Here is an 8,372-nt window from a genome sequence, read left to right on the forward strand (position 1 = left end):
ATGAAAATGCCTAACGTAAAGATAAGTATTACCAGTACTTATACACGTTAGGCATTATCAGATTTCGTTATTTGAGATGAGCCTAACGCCAACCACACGTTGATGGCTCTTCTTTTTGATACCCTAAGTATAGCATAGTTCGAGCTTAAATACAATTATCACTTGCTTCGCTATGTAGCCTTATGGCGGCATTAACTAAATAAGATGAAGGGAAGAGCACGGTATACCCCCTCGCAAACAGTATTTCATCATGTTTGTTCGTGGGCACATCGTGCTCTTCTTGTGCTTGTGTGATTTAGGTAGTAAGGAAGGCCACAAAGGCTGCTACACCTAACTGCGTTCCTTTTGGAAAAGGGAGCTTGAGGGGATGTCAGTTGCAAACTTGCGCTTTGCTTAGTTTGCTGTTAGAAATGGCGTTAAGTCAATATAAACAGTACGAATAGATTATGTTATAATAAAATTACAAGAGTCATTAACGTGTTGTTAGGCTCATCTCTTCCTATTATGGGAGGAGGTGGTTGCTATGACTAAGTATGAGAAAATCTCTTTGATGGTTTCTATTGCTGGTTTAGTAATTCAGCTCGTTGATCTACTTAAGTAGACAATGAAAAAGCCTAACGTATAAGGTCTCATACACCTTAACACGTTAGGCAATCTCATATTTCTGTTTTTTCGAGATGAGCCTAACGCCAGCTACACGTTGATGGCTCTTCTTTTGTTGCCTTTATTATAGCACAGGTTATAGGTACAATACAATCGTCTTTTGTGATGCTGTGCAGCCTTGTGGCATCTTAACTAAATAGGGCAAAGGGAAGAGCACGACATATTCCGACACGAACTAATATAGTGGTTAGGTTTGCTCCGGAACATGTCGTGCTCTTCTTGCATTTTCGTAATTTGGTCAGTAAGGGGCGCCACAAAGGCTGCTACTCATAACTACGCTCCTTAGGAGTAGAGGGGGCTATAAAGGCATCGTTTTTCAGTTTGTGAATACAGTAAAAAAGGATAAAGAGTGAAAAAGGTTATCTTAGCATAATTTTAATGTAGTATAGTAAGTAAATTCTGTGCATAGAATGAGCATTTTTGTGTAATACTATATGAATACATGATGCAATAAAAGAATGAAGTAGTAAATCCTATGCATTTTAGGTATATTTAAGATAAAATAGCAGAAACTAATATATATAATGTGATTTTCAAGTCTGTATAAATTCATTTATAAATATTCAAATAATATGTAAATCAATCTTCTTTTTTGTAATAAAATATATAATTAGGAATAAAAATACATACATAGAGTACTGTTTTGAAATACTTGTATTTCTAGGATAAAATCAATCTATACTAATTTAATATGCATATTATAAATGGCTTGTATTCTTTTTATTTGTTGTATATAATTTTATGCATAATGTAATATAGGTATATTAGTCAATGAAGGAAACTAGAGTGCTAGTTTAAGTTTGCTAATATATCTTATATTAGTTTTATCAGTAGAAGATAACAATACCATAGTTTATGAGCTATAATTTAAAAAGAGATAGAAACTATGGTTTTTTTGTGTTTCCTATATACAAGACAGTAATGATATTAAAATCATATGCGTATAGATGATGAATGAAAGGTGAGGAAGTAAATGGCATTGAATCGGATTTATAAAGTTGTGTGGAGTAAAACAAAGGGCTGCTACGTAGTTGTATCTGAATTAGCAAAACGGGTGGGCCGTAATAAGGCGAAAGCTATTGTTATTAGCTCTGCAGCTGTGGCTATGGCGGTAATCCCTGTTGTAACAAGTACGGTAGGTGCAGCTCCGAATCAGGCTGGTACAGGCCCTGATAACAGTGTAGTATGGGGACAAGACACAAAAGTTGAGAAGAACAATGGTGTGGCCATAGGTAAAGGAGCAAAATCTACAGAAGACAGTGCAATTGCCCTAGGTTTTCAATCTAAATCTAGTGGTAACTGGTCAGTTGCTATTGGGTTACAAACTAATGCAACTAATAAGCAAGCAGTGGCGGTAGGTTCTAAAAGTCAAGCAACTGGTGAGAATTCCATTGCTATCGGTAATGCTGCAAATGCATCGAATGAATCTAGTGTTGCCTTAGGTAGTAGCACACAATCAACGAATAAGTTCACCACAGCGGTCGGCGGGACAGCTTTTGCGACTCAAGAAGGAGCTACAGCTTTAGGATATGGGGCTAGAGCTACTGCTAAAAATACAATTGCTATAGGTAACTCAACGAAGGCAGAACAAGAAGGAGTCTTAGCCTTGGGAGCGCAAGCATATGCAAAAGCAGCTGATACAATAGCAATTGGTAACTCAGCAACTGCCAAACAAGTGGGAGATATCATCATTGGTAAGGATGCAAAAAGCCGCGACCAAGGTGGGGGGCGTAGTGTTGCCATTGGCTTTAAAGCAATGGCGGGTAGTAATAGAAATAGTCATGAAACGAATGATGCTAGTACGGGAAAACGTGGTGATGACGGTAGTGTGGCTATTGGTACGAATGCCTATACAGGACTTAATAAAAATAACACTGCCGTAAACAGTTCAGTTGCACTCGGTGCTGGTGCAGGGGTAGGGTATCGCTCCGTAGGGTCTGATGGAACCCCTCTTGGCGTTGGTACAGATGCAGATGATAATGCAACCGTATTGGTGAAAGCCTTTGGTGGTACTACTGGTAATTTAGATTATTTCAAAAATACAGGAAAGGCTAATGCAGAGGGATTCTTTTCCTTCCAAAATGTAGATATTAATGAAGGCACAGCATTAGGTCGTAATACCCGTGCTATGGGTGATCAATCGGTAGCCATTGGTGCACAATCTGTAGCCGGTATGGGCTCTATCGTTATCGGTGGTAATGATATTCAAGCCTATGACCAAAAGAAATATTTTAAAGCAGCAAATCCAACTAGTGGACCAGCGAATACTGTAAATGATTACGATGCACCCACAACACCTGGCACAGGAAAAGATGGACAACCTATTACAATTAGCAAGAAATATGAAGAACTGGTAGGTGCAGGCCTAGATAGATCGTGGCGAGCCAGCTATGGTCAAGATGGTTCAACCGTAATCGGTATGCAAGCCCACTCTACCACCCCGTTGGGCGTGGCGATTGGTACAAACTCTATCGTTAGAAAAGGTGCCTTTGGTGCTACAGCGATCGGTTCTGGAGCCTCTGTAGTAGCGAATGCTGAGGCAGCAGTAGCCATCGGTATGGGATCGGAAGCACAAGGTAACTATGCCGTAGCGGCTGGTACAGCAGCACGTGCAGCAGAGTCTGCTGTAGCTGTTGGTTATAGTGCTACGGCAACCAATGCTTCCGTTGCTGTAGGTCAGTTAGCAAAAGCAACGAAAGTAGCAGACATTGCGGTAGGTCAAGGTGCCGTTGCTTCTGGTGAACAAGGTGCCATTGCTATGGGTCTTGGTACACAGGCACAAGGTCATTCTTCCATTATGATTGGTGGTTCTGAAATTACCGAGGTAGCCGCACAAAAGGTGAACTATCAAAAAGAGAAAATAGATGCTGATGGAAAAACTGTCATCAAATCCACTAAAAAAACAGAGACCATAGGTGGAGAACAAGTCGAACGTACCATCCGTTCTGTAGAAATGGAAAATACTATGGGGACTATACAACAAGCCTATGGGGAATTAACGAATGGTGACATCTTAAATACAACTCGCTTAGATTATTCTTCGGCGACAAATAGAAATGGACATGGATCAATTTCCATGGGGATTCACTCCTTATCTACTGGTGATTTAGGGACCGCCATTGGTACTGGTGCACGTGTCACAAAATTAGGTGGTGTGGCCCTAGGCACAGGTGCTATTTCTGAATTGCAAAATGGGGTGGCTATCGGTACAGGTTCTAGAGCTGATTCTAGATCGATTGGTACTCGTCAAACAGATATTTCCTATGATGAAGAAGGCCATATTGTTCCATTTGACAGTAAAAAGGTAGCTTATACATTCTATTGGGCAGGTGGCTCAAACACGTCTGAAGGTGACGTAGTATCTTTTGGCTCGCCAGGGGCAGAACGTCAATTGAAAAACGTAGCAGCTGGCCGTATTGCGGACGATTCCACAGATGCTATTAATGGTTCTCAGTTGAACTCCGTTACAAAACGTATGTCTAATGGTTGGTCTGTAGAGGCTGAAAAAGATAAAACTAGCTCTGGTGTATTGAAATTAAATGGAGCGCTAGCTACAAAAGGAACTGAAGTACATTCTGCGAATGGTAAAACAACGACACGAGAAAACCCTGGAACAGCTACAGGCAATGTCGATAAGATTCGCCTTAATGATGAAGTGAAAATTCGTGTAGGCGATAATTTGGTATTACATCAAGAAGATGCATCTAGACCAGTGTATGAAGATCCAGATGATCCAACTCGTCAAACCGGAACCCGTGTGACGTCTAAATTCACCTATTCCTTGAATCCAGAATTAAGGGGATTAAAAAGCGCTCAGTTTAAAAATGATGCAGGCGATACGACTGATATCAATGGTGCTGGGGTGACAGTCACTCCAGTAACTGCGGGGAAAAAACCTGTTTCGTTAACGACTGCAGGTTTGAATAATGGTGGTAATGCGATTTCTAATGTGGCAGGTAATTTACCAGAAACTAAAAATAACGATGCTACTACAGGGGCAAGTAATGCCACTACATCCCAAGCAGCCCCAACGTTAGGGAGTGCTGCTAATCAAGTAAATCCGACGAATGCAGCGACAGTATCTGACGTGTTGAATGCAGGTTGGAATTTACAAGGTAATAACAAAGCTGTAGATTTTGTGAAGCCTTATGATACTGTGAACTTTGTCAATGGAGATGGCACGACAGCTACTGTAGAAAGTACAGATGGTAAAACATCTACTGTGAAATACAGCGTAAACCTTGGCGATGGCTTGAAAAAAGATGATGCGACCAATAAAATCACTGTGAGCGCAGCTGACAAATCCTTAACTGTTGGAACAGATGGAGTTAAGGTAAACCCAGGAGATAAGTCATTAAAAACAACAGATGCTGGTTTAACCGTCAATACAGCTGATAAATCCTTAGAAGTAACAGATTCTGGCTTAAAGGTTAAAGCTGGAGATAAAACGTTAACTACTGATGAAAAGGGTTTAAAAGTAAATACTGGTGAAATTGAATCTGTTACTACTGGTGCTAACCCTGGTACTGTGAAAGTAAAAGATGGCGATACTGGTAAAGTGGCTACCGTAGATTCTGTAGTTAATGCTGTAAATAGTGCTGCTTGGATTGCGACCTCTGAGAAAACAGCCGCTGGTGAGTTAGGTGCAACACCAACAGATCAATCTGTGAAAGCAGGCGACAAAGTTACTTTTGAAGCAGATAAAAACATTAAGATTACACAAGCAGGTAGTAAATTTACTTTTGCTACTAGAGATGACGTATCTTTCAACACTGTACAAGTAGGTGGCAGCACAGGTCCTAAATTAAGTAAATCTGATGCGGGAGACCTTAAAGTATCTGGTCCTAATGGTACGGATCCAGTAAAAATTACGAATGTACAAAATGGAGACATTTCTGCAGATTCCAAAGATGCTATTAACGGTAGTCAATTCCATAAGCTAGCGAATAATACTATCCAATTAAAAGGCCAAACAGGTGATAATGCTGCTACTGAAACTAAGAAACAAGAGTTAAATAAAGAAAATGGAATTGCTTTCACTATTAAATCTAGCGATGGTACTTTGTTAGAAGTGAGTGCAGCAGACGATACGATCACATTAAAACCAAAAACAGCGACTCTTACAACAGGAGCTGATGGAGTACCAACAGCGGATACGACAAATGGTAAATTAGTGACTGCTGATCAATTGGTGAATACCTTAACAGAAATGGGCTGGAAAGCTACAGCAGATAAAGATGGCTCTGGTACCGTGTCTGGTGCTGCTACAGAGTTAATCAAAGCTGGTAATACAGTGACTTTCAAAGCTGGTGATAATTTAGCTGTTAAACAAGATGGTAAAAACTTTATCTATTCCTTACAAAAAGAATTAACTGGTCTAACAAGCGCTGAATTTAAAAACCAAGCTGGTGATAAAACTGTAATCAACAGTGATGGAGTGACAATCACACCTGTTACTAATGGTAAACCACCAGTATCTTTAACAAAAGATGGTTTAAATAATGGTGGCAACCCAATTACTAATGTAGGCGGCAACTTAGATGGTGCTAAAACAGGTACAAATGCACCAACAACTAGCGCAACAGCCCCAACATTGGGAACAGGAACTGACCAAGTAAACAAAAACAATGCAGCCACAGTAGGTGACGTATTAAACGCTGGTTGGAACTTACAAAATAATGATGCAGCGAAAGATTTTGTGAAACCATATGACACTGTGAACTTTGTTGATGGTGAGGGTACAACAGCTGTCGTAGAAACGACAACAGATCAGGCAACCTCTAAAATTAAATACAATGTAAACACTGGTAATGGTTTAGAAAAAACTACAGATAACAAAATTACTGTAAAACCAGGAGATAAGTCTTTAGAAGTAACTGATGCTGGTGTTGCAGTAAAAAAAGCAGATCAGTCTTTAGAAGTAACTGATGATGGCTTAAAAGTTAAAACCGATAATAAAACAATTACTACAGGTAAAGATGGTCTTACTGTTAATACAGGTACTGTGAATGCTGTTGAACAAGGCGATAAAAAAGGTACCGTGGAAGTACCAACTGCTGACGCAGGAAAAATTGCTACTGTAGATACAGTTGCCAAGGCTGTGAATAATGCTGCTTTCACATTGAAAGCAAGTGCTGATGGTGGTACAAGAAATGCAGGCAGTGGTGTTACTACCGATGGTGAATCCATTAAAGCAGGCAGTACTATAGAAATGATTGCTGGCAAAAACCTAGATGTAAAACATGATGCGAATGGTAAAATCACATTTGCTACGGTGGAGAATCCTTCTTTCAACACTATTCAAGTAGGTGGAGATCAAGGACCAAAATTATCTAAAACAGATGATGGTAATATCAAAGTGTCTGACAAAGATGGTACAAACCCAGTCAATATTACGAATGTGAAATCTAATCTGCCTGATACGCAAAATAGCGATGCTCCGAACACGGCGACAAACCCAAGTAATGCTACTAAATCACAAGCAGCTCCAACATTGGGAACATCTGCTAACCAAGTAAATCCAGCAAATGCAGCTACTGTTGGTGATGTGTTAAACGCAGGTTGGAATTTACAAGGTAATGGTTCAGCGGTGGATTTCGTAAAACCGTATGACACAGTGAACTTTGTAAACGGTGTGAATACGACAGCTGTTGTATCCACTGTAGATGGTAAAACAAGTAATGTAACATATAATGTCACAGGCTTACCGATTACCTATACTGATAAAGATGGTAATCTAGTATCTAAAATTGGAGATAAATTCTACAAAGTTAATGATAAAGGTCAACCATTAGATGCTAAAGGTAATCCAAGTACGAAAGTTAATAAAGATGGAAAACCAGTAGATGATGCAGGTAATGTCATCGATCCGATTAATACAACTAATAATCCTGTAAAAACATCCTTAGTGAATCCAGCACCTGAAGCTAATAAAACAGGCACAACAAGTCCTACTACATTGGATAATGTGACAAGCAAGTTGGAGAACTATAAAGCTGATCCAGTGAATGGTAAAGAACCAGCTAAAAATAGTTTGCGAGATTTAACGAATACAAATGTAACGGATAACACAGTAGCAACAGTCGGAGATATCCGTAATATGGGTTGGATTGTATCTTCCGATAAAACAACAGGTGCTAATGGAACAACAACTGCCACTGAATATTCTGAGGCAGTGAAAAATGCGAATGAAGTACGATTTGTCGGTGAAGGCAGTGCTATTGTATCTGGTAAAACAGATGACAAAGGTGTACGTACAATTACTGTAAAAGTAGATAGTCAAACAGGTCTCAATAAAACAGTGACTCCTGTGAATTACACGAAAGCAGATGGTACTAAAGTATATCCTCGAGAAGTAGATAATGGAGATGGAACTAAGACAGTTAAATTCTTTGAAAATCCAGATGGTACGGGTAAGGAAATTCCAAGCACAGACGTCATTACTTCTGTGAACGGACCAAAAGGAACAACTACTCCAGCAACATTGTCTAATGTAAAATCTAACCTTCCTGATACGAAGAATAACGATGCTACAACAGGTCCAAGCAATGCTACCACAGCTCAAGCAGCACCAAATACAACAAATAAAGATGGCGACAAATATATCAATCCAAATAATGCCGCTACAGTATCTGATGTATTGAATGCAGGTTGGAACTTACAAGGTAATGGTACAGCCGTAGATTTTGTGAAACCATATGATACAGTTA

At 39.6% G+C, this 8,372-nt stretch carries 1 protein-coding gene; it reads left to right on the forward strand.

Annotated elements, in window-relative coordinates; translation table 11 throughout:
• Positions 1–1,636: 1,636 nt before the first annotated feature.
• On the forward strand, positions 1,637–8,372 hold a 6,736-nt coding region (locus EO114_RS04620), incomplete at its 3' end, for an ESPR-type extended signal peptide-containing protein (RefSeq protein ID WP_206168666.1).

This window comes from Veillonella sp. 3627 (assembly GCF_003992195.1).
Lineage (GTDB): Bacteria > Bacillota > Negativicutes > Veillonellales > Veillonellaceae > F0422.